2 protein-coding genes and 1 pseudogene are annotated in these 2730 nt (G+C 37.9%); 2 read left to right on the top strand and 1 reads right to left on the bottom strand.

Translation table 11 applies throughout. The features are described from left to right. A pseudogene (locus IQ229_RS22870) lies at positions 1-588 on the bottom strand (hypothetical protein); the annotation flags it as partial. 409 nt (positions 589-997) lie between these two features. Here IQ229_RS22870 and IQ229_RS22865 point away from each other — a divergent pair. Both IQ229_RS22865 and IQ229_RS24355 read left to right on the top strand, forming a co-directional pair. Next, positions 998-2281, top strand: coding sequence for a tyrosine-type recombinase/integrase (locus IQ229_RS22865; protein ID WP_194047686.1), 1284 nt, complete (start codon positions 998-1000; stop codon positions 2279-2281). 232 nt (positions 2282-2513) lie between these two features. Beyond that, on the top strand, positions 2514-2730 hold a 217-nt coding region (locus tag IQ229_RS24355; protein ID WP_228013668.1), incomplete at its 3' end, for a hypothetical protein.

The following is a 2730-nucleotide window of genomic DNA, read 5'->3' as shown; positions in this document are numbered from 1 at the left end:
GCTCCTCTGCTCCCCTGCTCCTCTGCCCCCCTGCCTCTCTACCTCCTCATCTCCCTCTACTCTCTCATCCGGCATCAAGGCCAGCTTGGCATTACGAAACCGCAGGTAGTCCAAATCGGTTTTAATTGCACTGCTCCCACCTGACGACGCGATGGTAGTGGAAACCCAACGCCCTTGCTCATCCTGGTCAATGTAAATATCTGGGTTGACTAAGGTTACATCTAGCTTTAGATGGCGATTAAAAATTAGTTGCAACAGATCGAAACCCACCTCTACAGATTCGACTGTGGCCCGATCTGCATCTGTAGGTGTGGCTGGGATAGCTGAAGCTCCAAACTGCACTCCTGTCAACGAAAATTGTGTGACTCTCCCCAGTTTTACCGGACGGTTGAGTGTAGTAGTTAGACTTTGTTGTGCCAACGGCGTTAACTCTGTTTGGACAAAAGTCCACAACCGCCAAATACCAACGAGAACTCCAAACAGCAAAAGTCCACTCAAGGCAATACTACCCCGGCTCAACACCAGCAACCACAAACGTTTGCGGATAGGGAAGGGGGAATGAATATCTTGATTGGTAGATTTAGTCATTTGCTTTCACTGTATTAATCGCCGGATGTCGTTGGCACACACAAGCATTAACTGGCACATTGGTTCAGTATGCCATTTCCAGGATACGCCAACTAAACCCAAGACCCCATTGGTTGAGTTACGGTATTTTCTCGATCCAATACTTATGCTTAATAATATTGGCGTTTTCAGGAAAATCTGAATAGAGTGAAAATTATTCCTGATAATATTGGCGTTTTCAGGAAAATCTGAATAGAGTGAAAATTATTCCTGTGACTTTCCTTGAGGCACAATCTCGAACTTTAATATGAATAAACTTTAAAAAGGACAGATGATTACACCAAGGCTTGTAATGGTACTCATAAGGTATTCTAGTACTTAAGAAGTTATTCAAGAACTGAAACAATAAAAAATACTAGAAAATTACTAGATGTACTCAAAACGTCCAAACACCAAGGGTTATAACCGATTAGCTGACGTAAACGTAGGAGTTGACAAAGGTTCTCTTCGCCTCCAGTTCAGTACTAGGGTGAGTCAGGAGTTCTACGGTAAACGTCAAGCTTATAAAGGGTTAGGCAGAAGTGATACCCCAGAAAACAAACAATGGGCTGATAGCATAGCTAGGCGGATACAAGCTGACATCGATTATCCAGACAGAGGATTATTTGACCCTACCCTGGCTAAGTACCTGGATATCAAGCCGATGCTAGCTACAGTTACTCAGTTACCGACCGCGAGAGCATTACCTACATTAGGAGAATTGTGGAGTAAGTATATCGCTTGGAAGCTACAAACACAACAAATTGCTGAGTCAACACATAGGACACTATACCAAACTACTTACACTACATTGCTAACACCTTTTCTAGATCAAGAGTTTGGAGAAGAAACAGCAAGTTTAATTATTAATACATTGAATGCAAAAAAAACTGGTAAGCACTTAATAAAAACTTTGTACGGTGCTTTGTCTTCTCTTTCCTTGTGGGCAATTAACAATAACTTAGGAATAAACCGAGATTATTTTAACGAGATTAAAGAATCTTATCGACTGCCTAAAAAATCACAACAGTTACAAGAGGAAGAAGATTATAAAGCTTATACACTGGAAGAGAGAGATATAATTATCAATGCATTTTATGAATCAAATAAAAAACACGAGAGAGAAGTTGCGAATTTAATTGAATTCTTATTTCTTACTGGATGTAGGCACGGCGAAGCATTCGCACTTAGATGGAAAGATATTAAATTTGATTCAGGATGGATAATTTTTGGTGAAAGTTATTCTTATTCGTTAAAGAAAAGTAAAACCACTAAAACGGAAGTAATTAGATGGTTTAAAATGAAAGGCATGAATAGATTAATTAATCTATTAAAAACTTTGAAGGAAAAAACAGAAAATGATAATGAATTAGTTTTTAGTAACAAAGGCAAATACTATGACTCACCTAAGATTAGAGTAGCTTGGAACCATAATAACCGTGTAAATGAGGACGGAAAGGCTTATAGTTATCCTGGGGTTGTTAGTAGACTCGCTACTCAAGGATTAATACACGGTTATCTTAAACCCTACTCTACTAGACATACTTTTATTAGTATTCAAGCTAATAACGGTGCTGACTTGGGTTTATTAGCTGACAGTTGCGGCAACAGTGTGGACACTCTTATTAAGCATTATCTACAACCGGATAAGGAAAGAGTACTGAAAGACATCTAAGTAAATAGAGAAGTGTAGTTGAAATTACTCCAAGTAGAGACTCCAAGTAAATATAAAACCTCTAGGAATAAGCCTTCTAGAGGTTATTTTGTGTATGCCACCTACACTAAATAGCTAATCAACAACTAAAATCACACTCATCTTTGAGAGTATTTTTTCTGAAAGGTGAAAGTAGCAGTTATGATTTGATTCATGTAACATATCTATTTAATTATTGAAAACAAACTAAATTATGTCAGATGTATTTGATTTATTAACAAAGTTTCCTGTATTGATTGGTATTATTATTGGTACTTTTTCAACTGTTGTTGGTAGTATATTAGCCCTAATCACAACCATAATTACTAATCGTTTTCAAAGACATAGGGAAAGAGAACAATGGGTTAGAGAAAAACTACAAGACATTTATAGCAATTGTATTAGTTCCCTTTCAACGTTGTCTCCTGACC

It is taken from the genome of Nostoc cf. edaphicum LEGE 07299, assembly GCF_015207245.1.
GTDB classification, from domain to species: domain Bacteria; phylum Cyanobacteriota; class Cyanobacteriia; order Cyanobacteriales; family Nostocaceae; genus Nostoc; species Nostoc edaphicum_B.
This window is presented reverse-complemented; position numbering and strand designations above follow the sequence as displayed.

Excerpts from the sequence above, each read along its gene's own strand:
- IQ229_RS22865 (WP_194047686.1), top strand. The coding sequence starts at position 998 with ATGTACTCAAAACGTCCAAACACCAAGGGTTATAACCGATTAGCTGAC.